Genomic DNA, 14636 nt, shown 5'->3' on the forward strand with positions numbered 1-14636 from the left:
CCCGCGCGGGTAAAGGCTGGCGGCATGGAAGCCCCACCTCACGACGCCCAGCCGGTGTCCCAGCCGACACCACCGCGCCCCGCTCCTGACCAAGGGGCGCCCGCGGTCATGATCAACGGCCTGGGGAAACGATTCGGGGCCAAGGTGGCGGTGAACCAGGTCAGGCTGGCGATCCCGCGGGGGAGCTTCTTCGGCATCGTCGGCCCGAACGGCGCCGGCAAGACCACGCTGCTGCGGATGACCACCGGCCTGCTGAGGCCCGATATCGGCGAGGCGATCGTGGACGGCGTCAACGTCTGGGCCGATCCGGTGGAGGCCAAGCGCCGAATGGGCATCCTGCCCGATGAGCGACGCATGTTCGAGCGGCTCTCGGGGCGCGAACTGCTGCTCTACAACGGACTCCTGCGCGGCATGGACGAGAAGTTGATCAAGGAACGCAGTGAGGACCTGCTGGCCGTGCTCGAGCTGTCCGGGGACGCCGACAAGCTCGTGATCGACTACAGCTCCGGCATGCACAAGAAGATCGCGCTGGCCGCGGCGCTGCTGCACGACCCGCGGGTTCTCTTCCTGGATGAGCCGATGGAGTCGGTCGACCCGGTCTCGGCGCGAACCATTCGACACGTCCTGTCGCGGCTGGTGGAGCGTGGCGCAACGGTGGTGCTCTCGAGCCACGTGATGGACATGGTCGAGAAGCTCTGCAGCCATGTCGCGATCATGGCCCAGGGCCAGCTCGTCGCGGCGGGACCGATGGAGCAGGTGCGGCAGGGCCAGCCGCTGGAGGACCGTTTCGTCCAGTTGGTGGGTGCCCCTGCCGATGCGCTGGAGAGGAGGCTGTCGTGGTTGGGAGATTCCTCCGACTGAGGTGGGCCCTGGTCCTCGGTGGCTTCCGGGTCGGCAACCTGACCCAGAAGATCGGCGCGATCCTGGGCGCCGTCATGGGGCTGGCCGTGGGTGTCGGAGGCTTCGCGATCGGGATCGCGCTTCGCTGGATGCCCGACCCCTGGCAGGGCTTCGTCGTGCAGATCGGCCTGGCGCTGGCCTTTCTGGTGTGGCTCCTCGGACCTATCACGGTCGCCGGCACGGACGCCGCGCTAGACCCTGCCAAGTTCAGTCTGCTGCCCCTTACCAGGCGCGATCTGGCACTGGGCCTGGGGGCGTCCACGCTGGTCGGCCCGGGAGGGCTCGCCACAGCGTTGATGCTGGTGGGCGCGGTGATCGGGCTGTCGGACTCGCCGCTCGGGGTGCCGGTACTGGTGCTCGGTGCGCTGCTCTTCCTGGTGATGTGTGCGCTGATCTCGCGCCTGGTGGTGTCCCTGGTGGGGTTGGGGATGCGCAAGCGGGGGACCCGTGACGTGATGGCGGTGGCGATTCCGCTGGTGGTGATCCTGATGAGCCAGCTGCCCAACATCATCGCCCAGACCACGAGCCGGCAGAGTGCTGAACAGCTGCAGCGTGAGGTCGAGATCGCTGCGGGGGTGACCCGGTGGTTGCCGAGTTCGTTCGCGGCCGAGGCCATGCTTGCCGGTCACTCCGGGGTTGTGGGGCGTGGGCTGCTGGAAGTTGCGGGCGGGGTGCTGCTGCTGGTGCCGATCATCTTCGCGTGGGGTGTGCTGCTGCGCAGGGTGATGGTGAACCCGCCGGTGAGTGACGGACCGGTGAAGGGGGTCTCGGCGGACAAGCCGTGGGTTCCTGGGGTGCTCAGGGGTTTCCGCCCGAGGGTGCGTGCCGTGACCGGGTTGGACCTCAAGACCATGTTCCGCGAGCCCGCCCAGCGTGTGGGCCTCATCGTGCTCGGGATCTTCGCACTGGCCGGGCTGGTGGTGCCCATGGTGCTGTTGCGTGGGCAGCCGCTGGCTGCCTTCATCATCGTGGGGGTGGCGCTGCTGGTGGGGATGAGCAACGCCAACATGTACGGCTACGACGGCAGCTCGATGTGGGTGAACGTGGCCGCCGGCGACGATGCCGCGGGGGACATCCTGGGCAAGTTGCTCGCCCGGATCCTGGTCTACCTGCCGGTCCTGGGGCTCGCCTCGATCGTGATGGCGCTGGTGCTGGCACCCTCCCTGGTGGTGTCGGTGCTCGGACTGTCGCTGGGCGCAGGGCTGGCGTGCCTCGGGCTGGCCTGCGTCCAGTCGGTGATCGCGCCCTACCCGGTCATCTACTCCCAGGACTCGCTGATGGCGCAGAACCAGGCAGGCTTCCTGGCCGTGGTGCTGCAGTTCGTGGTCTTCCCGGTGCTGGGGATCGCCATCGGGCCCTTCGTGGTGCTGTCGATGCTGTACCGGAGGAGCGCGTGGATCCCGTCGGTGTCGGGGTTGGGCGCTCTGGCCGTCGGGGCACTGCTGTGCTGGAGTGGCTGTCTTCTGGCCGCGGCGTATGGCAGGAACCGGCAGCCGGAGCTGCTGCAGGCGATCTCGAAGCGGGCAGAGGCCTGAGGTTCCGCCCGGCTGCGGGCGTCCGAGGGAAAATCGGTTGGGGACAACCGGCGGCCCGGCGTATTCTTGCGGAGCTGATTCCGAGCAGCCAGCACGGGGTACCGCACGCTGGTTCTGCGTCACCAGGGCCGCTCGCACTGAAGAAATTTCAGTCTGCATGGTAGCCAGAGGGTTCAATTCCTTCATTGGGACGCCACGCCGGGACTCCGGTGGGGGAGGCCTTGCGCCGTTCGCACGTCGAGCGGCCCGCCAAACCCGCCGCCCGGGGTGGCGTTCGTGTCGGAATCGGTCCAGCGGAAAGTCAGCATTGTCCCTATCCCCATGTGCTGCCGCACAGGCAGCACACTGTGACCGCGTCGAAGGAGGTCGCCGTCATGACCATGTCCCCGTTCCGTATCACCGCACAGCCCGGTGAGAACATCCTCGTCTACCGCAAGGGGTCGTTCGCCTGCGTCTTGCGCCCCGGCGACCAGCGCTCGCATCGGTGGTCTGAGCGTCACGTCGTGGTGCCGATGAAGCAGCAGTCGGCTGAGCTGCCGCTGCAGGAGATCGGCACCGCTGATGGCCTGCAGGTGCGTGTGTCGGCCGTGACCCGCTGGGAGGTCGCCGATCCGCGGGCCTTCCACGAGGTGGACGCCAACCCGGAGTCTGCCCTCTACCTCGCCACCCAGATCGCTCTGCGTGACCTGGTCGCGAGCCTCGAGGCACCGGAGGCGGTGCAGCGTCTGCGTGCCGAGCCCGAGCTGGTGCGCCAGCTCGTGGACGCTGTGCAGTCGCAGGTGGAGGCGCTCGGTATTCGGGTGCTGGCTGTGGTGATCAAGGACGTGCAGCTGCCCGTGGAGATGCGTCGTGCTGCGATCGACCTGGCCACTGCCAAGGTCCGAGGCCTGGCGCAGCTGGAGGAGGCACGGGCTCGCACCGCGTCCCTGCGTGCTCTGGCGAACGGCGCGCGCCTGCTCGACGAGCACCCGGCGCTGGCCCAGCTGCAGCTGGTGCAGGCGGCTCCGATGGGCTCGCAGCTGGTGTTGAAGCTGGGTACCGACGAGCGAGCGGAGTGACGGGTGGGGGCAGTGCGCTACCGCGTACTGCCCCTACCCCAGTGTCGAATGAGACCCAGATCCACCAAACTGGGATCTACGCGACGTCACGCCGCTTTCTCTACATCTTGGTCAGATGGGCTCCTTATCGGAGGTCACGAATAACTCACTTCGGGGGCCTTATCCATCCACTTGAAACGGCCCTCATCCTCCGACTCCACTTGTTCAAGCAAAACTGTCTCCATGCGGATCCGTTGCTCCACGTGATGGGCGCGGTTCGCGAATCGGAGGTCGCGAATCCCTCTGCACCGCCAACGCCCCCCTGGAGGAATCACAACCTCGCTTTCGCGAAGGTGTGAATCCGCCGCCTCCGCAGTTCTTTCCCCGATATAGAACCCGAGCAATGGGCGAAGCTCGAGCCGAAGGGAGGAAGGTCTCCGGACCCATTCGTTTGCCCTCCAAAGGTCAGGTGGTTCAGGGCAAATGCTGCCGAAATGATATGATTTTGTTGTGGCGGATATGGGGAATTGAAATTTAACGCATGCGCCTGCGGTGAGTTCGCGATGTTTCTCTGTCACCCATCGGTCATGCCGATACGAGTCGGCGGGGTGGGTGTCTTGGTAGCGCAGGCATTGGACTCTCCAGACCACGTCTTTAGGGTTGAATCGAAACAGCAATGATTCGGAGCTCAACAGCGTTAGGAATGTTGGGTTGGAGCGATTTTCATGTATCCAGTGGTGAATGCTCTCGAGGTGCTCAGGCTTCAGGAGTTGCAGGACCTTGTCCTCGTGTTCCTTGAGGCGCTTTACTAGGTGGTCGTCCTGGGTGCGTTCTTTGTGCCACGGCGCAAAGGGGGGCGGGGTAGGCTCGCGTGATTCCATAAGTGTTCGTGCATACTGATCGAAGGCGTCATTGACGTCGATCCTGCTGCGAAACAGGTTCGGAAGCTGGTGCTGCACATGCTGAGCGACCCAGTGGCGAGGTGGTAGGCACCAAGCGGGTGGAGGGGGCTCGGAATTGAACCATGTGTCGAGCGCCCCGAGAGTGTTCTCCTTTATGGCCTCGTCTACTGCCGCTTCTCGTGCCTTCTCGAGTTCTTGGAGCCGTCTACGGTGAAGGCGTCGTACAAGCGGTCGGTCAAGCTTGTGGAACTCGTCGTCGATGCTGGCAACTCTCGCTGCTGCGTCGCTTAGAGGCATGGAAAAAGCTTTTAGGTATAGAAGTGCTCAACTGATCGATTGGGGCCAAGGGTGGGCGAGTCAAGCTTGTTGCGTCGCGTACTCCGTTGCCAATTCTTCCATCTGCTCTAGCACCAAGCGCACCGCCTCCGGGGCTTTGTCTGGCGGGTACCTGTGAATGCGCAGCAACCGCTTCACCTCGGCCCGGAGCTTCGCCTGGACATCGGCCCGACGGGTCCAGTCCGTGCGGGTATCGCGGCGCATGATCGCGACCAACTCTCTGGCGATCTGGGCCAGCACGTCCTCGCCCTGCTCCAGCACGGCCGAGTCGTTTTGGCTCACCGCGTCGTAGAAGGCCAGCTCGTCATGGCTCAGCGGAGGATCAAACTTCGCACCCCGATCAGCCTCACCTGACACCTCGTCGGCCAGCAGCGTCAGCTCGTGCATGACCTCGGCGGCGGTCAGCTGCTGGTTGGTGTACTTCACCATCTGCTCGTTGATCCGCTCGCTGAACGCCTTGCGGCGCACCACGTTGTTCCTTGTCGAGCGCGCCGCCTCCTGGATCAACAGATCCCGTAGGGCCTCAATCGCCAAATGCCCGGTGTCGCCAACCAGCGCGTCCTGCAGCGCCTTGTGGTTGAGCTTGCGAATGTCGGGCCGATCAATGCCCGCCACCTGGTAGATGTCGGTGATCCCCCCCGCAGCGGTGGCATCGGCCATCGCCCTGCGCAGGGCCCGGGCGATCTGGTCTGGGATCGGCTGCCCGCTCGCCTCGCGCTCCATGGCGTCGTACTTGGCCATCCAGGTGCGGACCTCCTCATAGAAGGCCACCTCCTGCCGGATGTCGCCGAGGCTCTCCGCCCCGGCCGACAGCGCCCACATGCGTCCAAGCTTCGACGACAGCACCCGGAAGCGATCGGCCAGCGTCTGCTCGTCCTCAGCCACCTGATTGCCCGGGGTGTGGGGCGAGCGCAGGTAGTTCACCGCCCCGCCGACCGCGTTCATCCAGCGCTGTGGATGTCCCGAGTTAGTCACGGCGCGCCAGTCGTACCCGGCCAACAGCTTGCGCAGAGCCTCCACCAAGGAGCGGGTCGCGGCGACGGCCTCGTCGATGTCGCGTCCGAGCGGCTTGCCGGACTGGTCGCTGGGGCTGTACTCCTGCAGCGCGAGCCGCAGGTTCTCTGCCAGCGGCGCGTAGGCGATCATGAGGCCGTCCTGCTTGCCGCGGAAGGTGCGGTTCACCCGCGCCAGGGCCTGCATCAGCAGCGCCCCCTTCAGCGGGCGGTCCAGGAACAGGGTGTGCAGCGGGGGAGCGTCGAACCCGGTCAGCATCATGTCCTTGATGATGATCAACTTGAGTTCGTCGTTGACGTCCTTGAGCCGGTTCTTGATGACCTTGTTCTCCGACTCCCTGCGCACGTGGTCGCGCACCGGCGGCTCATCGGACGCGGTGCCGGAGTAGACGACCTTGATGCGTCCGGTGCTGATGTCCTCGCTGTGCCAATCGGGACGCAAGCGGGTGATCTGCGTGTACAGGTCTGCGCAGATCTGTCGGGTCGCGCACACGATCATCGCCTTGCCGTGCGGTTGATCTTCCTCACCCGAGGTCGGCTGGAGCGACTCGTCCATGGCAGCGCGGCGAATCTCCCATTGCTCGACGATGTCCCTGGCCAATGCCTCCAGACGAGCGGGAGCGCCATAGATCGCATTGATCACGGCCACGGAGCGCTCAATGCGGGCGCGTTCGGCGTCGTCCAGGTCGCGGGCCTGCTCGTCAGCCAGCGCATCCAGGTCCGACTCGGTGACTCCGTCGGCGAGCTTCACCTGGATCAGCCGTGGCTGGAAGTAGACCGGAACGGTGGCGCCATCCTCGACCGCGCGGCTCAGGTCGTAGACGTCGATGTAGTCGCCGAACACCTCGCGGGTGTTGCGTTCGTTCTCGCTGATCGGGGTGCCGGTGAAGGCGATCAGGGTCGCGTGCGGCAGCGCGTCCTTGAGGTGGCGGGCGTACCCGTCGAGGTCGTCGTAGTGGCTGCGGTGGGCTTCGTCGACGATGACGATGACATTGCGCCGATCGGTCAGCAGGGGATGGTCGAGGCCTGCCTGGCGCTCCTCGATGGAGCGTCCGAACTTCTGCAGGGTGGTGAAGTAGATGCCACCGGAGTTGCGGTTGCTGAGTTCGCTGCGCAGCTGGGTGCGGGTGCGCACCTGGATGGGTTCCTCCGGCAGCAGCGTGGAGCGCTTGAAGGTTTCGTACAGCTGCCCGTCCAGCTCGGTGCGGTCGGTGATGACCACCAGCGTGGGGTTGAGCATCTGCGGATGCCCGATGACCAGGTTGGCGTAGAGCTCCATCTCCATCGACTTGCCCGAACCCTGGGTGTGCCAGACGACGCCGGCCTTGCCGTCAGAGTCGACGGCGATCAGTGTGCTGTTGACGGCCTTGCGGACGGCGAAATATTGGTGGGGCTTGGCGATGCGCTTGGTCAGCCCGGAGTCGCTGGCGTCGAAGGCGGTGAAGTGCTGCACCATGTCGAGGAAGCGGTCCTGTTGTAAGAGCCCGAAGGCCAGCGCTTCCAGTTCGGGGTGTTCAGCGTCGGTGGGCAGGGGGACGCCGTGGTCGTCGACCTTCCACGGCGAGTAGTGGTTGAGCGGTGTGAAGGGCGTGCCGTACCTCGCTGCCAGGCCGTCGCTGACCACGGTCGCGACGACGGTGCGGAAGGTAATCGGGAACTCGTGCAGGTAGGTGCCCAGCTGGGCGTGCGCCTTGGCGATCGTGGCGCTCTTGGTGCCAGCCTGCTTCAGCTCGACGACGACCAGGGGCAGCCCGTTGACGTAGAGGACGACGTCGAGCCGGCGTCGGTGCTGGCTGTCCTGGACGCGCAGCTGCTGGATCGCCCGGAAGGAGTTCTCGGCCGGATCAGCGGAGATGAGGCGCAGGGTGGGGGTCTGTTCCCGGCCGTCGCTGTCGGTCCAGGTGATGCTGCGGTAGCCGTGGACGAGATAGTCGTGGAACGTCTTGTTCTCCGCCAGCGGGTCCTGGGAGCCGGGTTGGAGCAGGTCGGCCTTGGCCTGTAGCAGGTACTGGTCGGGGACCGTTGGGTTGAGACGGCGCAGGGCCATCAGGAAGTCGTCGTGGAGGATGAGGTCGGCGTCCGAGGAGCGCTGCGGGTCGACATCGGCACCCTTGCCGGGAAGCCAGGCGAGTTCGCCCAGCCATTCGAGGAGGGCGGCCTCCCACTGCGATTCGGTGATCATGGGTGTTCTCCTGTTCAGCGGCGGCGTGAGGCGGCTCTGCTTGTGCGCCGGGCAGCGTTGAGGTCGATGATGTCGGCATCGGGCCAGTGGATGTCGGGCATCGGAATCCCGGCCCAGTGGTTGATGAGCTCTGGGGGTAGCCCGGTGTAGCGAGCCAGGGAGAGCGCGCTCATGTCGGTCACCCTGGCCAGTGCCTGCTTGAACAGCAGGGGACGCTCATCGGTGACCTCCACAGGTTCGACCAGGGGGTCGCGCCAGCCCAGACTCGACAGCTGGATCTGGAGACTCCTCGCCCGAGCGTCGCTGATGAGTCGCAGGGTGTGTGCCCGCATGATGATGGCGCCCACGCTGACCCCGAAGTCGGCCTTCACGGGTAGCAGCGCGCGCAGGCTGGTTCCCTCGTCGACACGACCCACCATCTCGGACGCGGGTAGGAGCAGGGCGCCCGCGAAGCGATGGGCACGCTGCTCGCGCGGGTCACGGGTGCTGGTCAGTGGGCTGGGCAGGTCACGATCCCAGATGTGGTGGGCTGCCTCATGGGCGAGGGTGAAACGCGCGACCGCGCCGGGGACCTTGGTGCCCAGCGCAATCAGGGGCCGGGAGTTGTGGCGAGAAGGCAGCGTGATGCCGGTGTGGTCCTCCGACGGGAGGCCTTGCGGCATGAGATGCGGCACGACCGCGATGCCCTGCCGCTCCAGCAGGCGGGTGACGTTAGGGACGGGCTCGGTGGCGTTGAGACCGCCGGCGCGCCGCACTTCGCGCGCGCACTGTTCCTCGTCTTCCAGCAGGTCGGGGTCGGAAGGGAACTCGAAGGTGCGGTAGCCAGAATCCTCGGACGCTGTGCTGAAGACACGACTCGCTTCGCGCGCGAGGCGCACGACCTGCTTCTCGTCCAAGGCGCGTGCGCGTGCCCGCTTGCGAAAAGTGGGCGTGACAGCCTCGGCGACGGGGTCCTGGGCACTGAAAAACTCCAGCGGGAGTCCGAAGCGGATGGTCAGGGTATGCGCCAGATCAGCAGGGAAGCGCTGGGAGCCGCCTACGATCTTCGACAGGCGCGCCGCACTGATGTGTAGATCGTCGGCGAGACGGCTGCGTGAGATTCCTTGCATTTCACACAGCGCGCCAATGCGGTCCCCTGAGAGTTGGGCTGTGGGAGACGTCACGCCTGGTCTTCCTCTTCGGCTGGCAGATCGAAGACGAACAGGTCTTCGTCGTTCTCGGAGGCCACGAACCGCAGATCCTCTTCACGGAGGATTCCGCCGCGGGGGATCCTCAGATCAAGGTCACAGGGAGTCGCCCCGCCGAACCGGCCCGGTGCCAGCGTATGGATGATCCGCAGATCGTAGCCAGCGTCCCGTTTGGCGGGATCGAGGTACGCCCAGATGAGCAGGAACGGGGTACCGGCGAGCGCTTCGAGTGAGGTCAGACGGCTACTGAGCCCCATACCCGGGAGTGGAGCTTCGAACCGAGGGTTGGTCCACTTCAGTCGCCTCGCGTGGTTCGAGCCTGCATGGGGGATCCCATCCGGCTGAGAATAGGGCGACTTCAGGAAACGGATGGAAATACCGGTCTGGGAATCCTCGAGGATCAGCTGGCCCATCTTCCGCGGGTCGCCCTCAACCTTCCAGCCGGCGAGGTTGGGCATGGCTTCGCGAGCCAGGCGCACGTCCTGCCGCACATTCATGGGTCGGGTGTGCGGAAACCGCTCATGCGCGAACCCGGCTGCCCGTGTTTCCGTCTGGGTGATCGCAGCACTCATCGCCTCGTCCAGCGCTGGTGCCAACGCCTGCATTCGATCCAGGATGATGGCTCTGATGTCGTCCATGCCCAAACCTTTCCCCGCCCGCCTATGAGAGAAAGTTTTGCATACAGATGTAACCAATCACAGCTTCTCCTCCGCGAGTCGCTCGGCATCCTTGACGCGCAGGGTTCCGTCCATGAGCTTGGGGAGGAGAGTGTCGCGGAGTTCGGCGAGGGTGCGGGATTCGCGGCGGGCGACTTGAATGCGAGCACCGAGCGACCGCAGGAGATCAACCAACTCGTCGGCGAAGTGCTCTGCTGCAGGCGCTGGCAAGTCCATGGCCACGTCTGGTCGTACTCGCTGGTGGCTACCTGAAGTGCCAGCGGCATGCTCGCTCAAGTACGCGGTCGTTCGAGAGTTCGCCAAAACAGCCCATAGGGCGCTGGTGGGGAGCGATTTTGGCTCAAGGACAAGGAACTCAGTAGACGCCGCAGCGCTGTCCTCTGGATCGGGAACATCCCATACGCGAGGAAAGCGCGGGTTGAGCTTTGAGAGAAGAACACTCGGATTCGAGACCTTGAACTTGCCGCTCAAGATTGAACTGCCGGACTCACGTTCTGGGAGAATGTCTGCATCAAATGCGGGAAGCGAGTAGTGCCAAACGGTCGCCCATTCGCTCAGATCGCCTGCTGAAACCTGGACCCGGCTGAGTTCCGCCAAGTCCCGGAGGGTGGCATCAGTGGGAAGCTGCTCGGCATGCGCTGACATCAGTTCCGAAGCAGTCTGGACGAGGCGCTTGTTGGCGGCGATCTTGTCGTCGAGGGCGCCGAGGACCTCGGCGATGGCGCGTTGAGTGCTCAGCTGAGGCGCCGGAATCGAGAACCGACGGATCAGACCCGCGTTCAGGTTCTGCTGAGCTGCCCCATTGGCCAACGAGATCAAGCTTGGCCGATGCCTTAGGAGCGCGTAGAAAAGCCAGCGCGCATCGCACCTGGTTGGGTCAGGAATCAAGGCGCAGGCCGCCTGATTGCATGAAGCATCGATCCCCAACCAGCCAAGCTTGCCCACCGTTGCCCCATACATGGCCATGAGTACGGTGCCGCGCGGGAGAACCTTGGCGCTGGAGTTCTGGAGCCCGGAATCCGTAAGGTGCTCTTCGGTACTCAAAATCTGAGCATCCTGCAGTTCAGAGGTCTTCACCCAAGGAATCCCCTCTCGTGCGAAGTAATCGCTCGTGCCGCGGGGCGGGGTCCCTCCGCTCGTGACCTGAGTACACAGGGATTCGATGCTAGATAGTGCGATCATGAGAGCCTCCCGAGCTGCTGTCGGATGACGGCCTCCAAGCGATGGGATTCTTCGAAGTGACTCTCGAGTTCAGTGGTCAGGCGAGCGAGTCTCTGGCTCAGTTCCTCGCCATCTGAAGCGATGGCTTGAGCCCCCACATATCGTCCCGGGGTCAACGCATACCCCGCGTCCTTGATCTCGGCCAGCGGCACCGACTTGCAGAACCCGGACACGTCCTCGTACTCGTCCAGCAACTCAGCCTCGTCATCGTGGCTAGCCATCTCGGTGACGTCCACCGTGCCCAACCCAAGACGCTCCATACCTCTCCAGGCGTGATAGGTGTCCGCGATCTTGTGGATGTCGGCATCCGAGAATGCCCGCTCGGCCCGGGTCACCATATGCCCCATCGACCGGGCATCAATGAACAGCACCTCGCCGCGACGATCCACCGAACCACCCGCACCGGCGCTCTTGTCCCTGCTGAAGAACCAGATACAGACTGGAATTCCCGTCGACCTGAACAGCTTCTCGGGCAGCGCCACCATGCAGGCGACAAGGTCGTTCTCGACCAGCTGCGCACGAATCTGACCTTCGCCACCGCTGTTGGAGGTCATCGAGCCATTCGCCATCACCACGCCAGCGGTGCCGCCGGGGGCGAGCTTGGAGATGATGTGCTGCATCCAGGCGTAGTTCGCGTTGTTGGCCGGCGGAACGCCGTAGACCCAGCGGGAATCCTCCTCCAACCGGTTCCAGTCCTTGATGTTGAACGGCGGGTTCGCCATCACATAATCCATCTGGGTGCCGGCGTGGTAGTCCAGCGAGAAGGTGTCCCCCCAGCGCGGCCCCAGGTTGCCGTTCAGCCCATGAATTGCGAGGTTCATCTTCGCCATGCGCCAGGTGGACTCGTTCAGCTCTTGCCCGTAGACAGACAGATTCGAGGGGTCCTCGTCATGGGCGGCCAGGAACTTCTCGGCCTGTACGAACATGCCGCCCGAACCGCAGCAGGGGTCATAGACCCGTCCGCGCTTGGGCTGGAGCAGCTCCACGATCACCCGGACCACGCTGGCAGGTGTGTAGTACTCCCCGCCGCGGCGTCCCTCCGCTGAGGCGAACTTCGCCAGGAAGTACTCATACACCTCGCCCAACAGGTCACGAGCCCGAGCCGCTCCCTGCCCGGTGAACTGCACCGAGTTGAGCAGGTCGAGGAGCTCCGCCAGCCGACGCTGGTCGACATTGGCGCGGTTGAACAGGCGGGGGAGGGTGCCTGCCAGTGACGGATTGTCGGCCATCAGCTTTTCCATGGCCGCGTTGATGCGCTCACCGATGGTCTTTCCGTCGGCAGCCTTGGCGTACTGCACCAGCGTGGTCCAACGCGCCGAAGGGTCCACCCAAAACACCCCGCTACCGAGGTATTCGTCGCGGTCCTCCAGGGTCTCCTCGACCATCTCTTCGGAATGCCCAGCCAGCTCAGCACGCAAAGCCTCGCGGCGCTCGCTGAAGGCGTCCGAGACGTACTTGAGGAACACCAGACCCAGGACGACGTCCTTGTACTGGGAGGCGTCCATGGAGCCGCGCAGCTTGTCGGCCGCCTTCCACAGCGTGTCCTTCAACTCCTTGGGAGTCGAGGGCGTGAGCGTGTCGGGCTTCTTCGGGCGTGCCATCACTGGCCTTTCTCGTCGGCGGTCAGGGGAGTGAGCGTGAGGGATCCGGACAACACAGACCTCGACGCCACGTCGCGCAGTTCCTTGAGGAGAGTCTGCCGTTCCCGGAGTTGGGATTCATAGTCGGCCAGCAGATTGAACAATTCCTCAACCTGCGGGTCGGCAGTGATGGTGAGGGGGAGCTGCCAGGTGCGCCATTTGCCATTGCCGGCTGGTAGACGGTTGATGGCGTCCGCCACTGCGACGGTGGTCAGGCGTGGCGAACTGAGACGCAGGACGCGTGCTGGATAGGCGACCGCCGAGCCGCCCACGCGATCGACGATTGCGGCCGGTTGGCCCTGGGTGATGACGATGATGTCGCCGGGTTCGGTGAGCGCCAGGTGCGGATGCTGCTGGGTGAGCGTGAGCAGGTCGACCTTCTGTGGGCTGCCTGAGCGGACGGCATCGGGCGTCCAGAGGCGGGTTGTTCCCGGTTCGGTGGTGCCGATGCGAGCTCCCGGCAGCATGCGCGCCCAACCTTGGGCGATCACCTGGTCGAGGGTGGCCGTGAGACTGTGGCGTGGCTCGCCAAGTGTGAAGTCGAAGGGCATCGGATCGGGCAGGGGCTGACGCAGAGCGGCGCGCAGCTGGGTGAGCCGAATGGCGTCGTCGGCGGGACCGGAGGTGTGCTGGGCCCTCTGGGCGGCCTGGGTCTCAACAAGTGATCCGCCGGACGCGACCAACCTCGCGCGGTCCACCGAGGTGAGGACGCCGAATGCTCGTGCTGTGGGGGCCGACAGTGAGGCCAGGACATCGTCCAGTACGACTTGTGCTGTGCGTCGGGTGAGGCGCGTGCCCGACAGGTCAGCGGTGCGGAGCGCATCTGTGGCATTCGGCGTGCTCATGACCCACAACGCCAGGTGCTGGCGGGAACCGTCCTCGGTGAGGCCTTGCGGAAGTCGGATGGCAGCGCGGACGAGATCGTCTCGCAGCAGGCGGTCGCGTTCGGCCACGCGCGAAGGCTGGAGTGAGTCAACCAGGGTTGCCGCTGGCCCCAGGACCAAGGCGGTCGAGCGAGGTTCGAGCTGGAGGGCAATCTCGTTGAGGAGGTCCAGGCCGGCGTCCGCATCGTCGGGCAGTCTGGCCAGCAGGACGCTGTCGAGGGTGAGTGGCCAGTTCTCATCGAGGTTCAGCCGGCGCGGTGCGGCGCCATGAACCAGGTAGCGGCGCAGGACGTCACGCCCGGTGGGTCCGGTGGTTGGCAGGCTGATGGATGGGGAAGCAACCTCGTCGTCGCTCAGCAGGTGGATGACCAGGTCGGAGGTTGAGGCGTTGACGTCCACGAGGATGCCGCTGTCTCCGAGGAGTTCACGGGCAAGGGCGACCAGAAGACCGGTCAGGTCGCCGGCCAGCCGAGAAGCATGACCAGCGTCGCGGCGATGGAGGATCCGCTCGTAGGCTTCTCGTGGGTGCCACGCGCTGCTGCACAGTTCCTCCGTGGCGGGAGCCATCTCTTCCAAGCGGGGCAGAAGGGCGTCCACCTCGTGGAAGAGGAACTCATCATCTGGATCCAGCCCGTCGGCAGCGTCCACGAGGTCGTCGGCGGACAGGTCGGTCAGTGGTTCGTCGAGGAGGATCCGGACCGCCAGCAGGGTGAGGAAGTCGTTGAGTTCTGCCTCGGTTGCGTGGCGTGTGGCTCGGGTGATCGCAAGGTCTGCTCGAGGCGTCGGGTTGTTGCCGCGGCCAGTGGCTTCGAGCCAGGAAGCGATGGTCTCGGGGTCAAAGGACCCGTCGGGCAACGGTTCGGGGAAAGGCTGACCAGCGAGGGGACGACTGCGCCACATCGACACCACCGGACGCTCCACCTGGGCAAGGCGGGCAATGTCAGCCAGCGTGAATGTCATGGCGTCCCCTTCTCGTGTCGGTGATGTTCAGAGTTTAGGATTTTCGACTGCACTCAACATCAAATGGAGTGATAAGGGGGGTTATCAGATATCGAACGTGACGCACGCCAAGTTGGGGTTCACAGTGGTGTCAACGTCGACGGGATGCGTCGGCCCGACTTC

General features: G+C 64.9%; 9 protein-coding genes. 3 read left to right on the top strand and 6 right to left on the bottom strand.

What is annotated here, in order from left to right; translation table 11 throughout:
* Window positions 1-24 precede the first annotated feature (24 nt).
* The 3 genes from M3G03_RS02820 to M3G03_RS02830 all read left to right on the top strand — a co-directional run bounded on the left by M3G03_RS02820 (window position 25) and on the right by M3G03_RS02830 (window position 3493).
* Entirely contained in the window at window positions 25-861 is an 837-nt protein-coding gene (locus tag M3G03_RS02820) for an ABC transporter ATP-binding protein (RefSeq protein WP_259807948.1), read from the top strand.
* Entirely contained in the window at window positions 837-2435 is a 1599-nt protein-coding gene (locus M3G03_RS02825; RefSeq protein ID WP_259807949.1) for a hypothetical protein, read from the top strand. The genes M3G03_RS02820 and M3G03_RS02825 overlap by 25 nt, the downstream gene beginning before the upstream one ends.
* Window positions 2436-2809: 374 nt before the next feature.
* Entirely contained in the window at window positions 2810-3493 is a 684-nt protein-coding gene (locus M3G03_RS02830) for an SPFH domain-containing protein (RefSeq protein ID WP_259807950.1), read from the top strand.
* 1238 nt (window positions 3494-4731) lie between these two features.
* Here M3G03_RS02830 and M3G03_RS02835 read toward each other — a convergent pair.
* The 6 genes from M3G03_RS02835 to M3G03_RS02860 are packed head-to-tail and all read right to left on the bottom strand — an operon-like array spanning window position 4732 to window position 14474.
* Complete coding sequence (locus M3G03_RS02835; RefSeq protein ID WP_259807952.1) at window positions 4732-7905, bottom strand: type I restriction endonuclease subunit R; 3174 nt, start codon at window positions 7903-7905, stop codon at window positions 4732-4734.
* 14 nt (window positions 7906-7919) lie between these two features.
* A complete protein-coding gene (locus M3G03_RS02840) occupies window positions 7920-9014 on the bottom strand; it encodes an XRE family transcriptional regulator (protein WP_259807953.1) in 1095 nt (364 codons plus the stop codon).
* Window positions 9015-9064: 50 nt separating this feature from the next.
* Entirely contained in the window at window positions 9065-9730 is a 666-nt protein-coding gene (locus M3G03_RS02845) for a hypothetical protein (protein WP_259807954.1), read from the bottom strand.
* 57 nt (window positions 9731-9787) lie between these two features.
* Window positions 9788-10951, bottom strand: coding sequence for a restriction endonuclease subunit S (locus M3G03_RS02850; RefSeq protein ID WP_259807955.1), 1164 nt, complete (start codon window positions 10949-10951; stop codon window positions 9788-9790).
* Window positions 10948-12591, bottom strand: a complete 1644-nt coding sequence (locus tag M3G03_RS02855) for a class I SAM-dependent DNA methyltransferase (RefSeq protein ID WP_259807956.1) — start codon at window positions 12589-12591, stop codon at window positions 10948-10950. The genes M3G03_RS02850 and M3G03_RS02855 overlap by 4 nt, the downstream gene beginning before the upstream one ends.
* Window positions 12591-14474 (bottom strand): hypothetical protein, encoded by a 1884-nt coding sequence (locus tag M3G03_RS02860; RefSeq protein WP_259807957.1) that lies wholly within the window; start codon window positions 14472-14474, stop codon window positions 12591-12593. The genes M3G03_RS02855 and M3G03_RS02860 overlap by 1 nt, the downstream gene beginning before the upstream one ends.
* Between the last annotated feature and the right edge of the window lie 162 nt (window positions 14475-14636).

Source organism: Aestuariimicrobium sp. p3-SID1156 (assembly GCF_025144225.1).
GTDB lineage: Bacteria > Actinomycetota > Actinomycetes > Propionibacteriales > Propionibacteriaceae > Aestuariimicrobium.